The 261-nt window shown below is 60.2% G+C and carries 1 protein-coding gene; it reads right to left on the reverse strand.

Annotation, left to right across the window (positions count from 1 at the left end):
• Positions 1-261: Ku protein (locus AF337_RS06870; protein ID WP_160320259.1), on the reverse strand; the 261-nt coding region annotated here is incomplete at both ends.

Here is a 261-nt window from a genome sequence, read left to right on the forward strand (position 1 = left end):
GCTTTGCGAGATCAAGCATCTCGCCCGCGATTTTCATCTTCGGCATTTCTTCGAAAGCCTTCGCAGACGAGCGGACCTCGTAGTCGTAGTTCAGCGTCGTTGCGATCAGACCCTTGCCGTGCGGTCTGATGAGGACCGTGCGCATCCGTCGGAAGAGGACCGTGCGGGCGATGGCCACGACCTTCGACTTCTTCATTCCGTCCCGCAACGCGGCGAAGGCGTCGCCGCCCATCTTGTCGGGCGTCAGATAGTAGGGCTTGT

Source organism: Rhizobium ecuadorense (assembly GCF_001187535.1).
Taxonomy (GTDB): domain Bacteria; phylum Pseudomonadota; class Alphaproteobacteria; order Rhizobiales; family Rhizobiaceae; genus Rhizobium; species Rhizobium ecuadorense.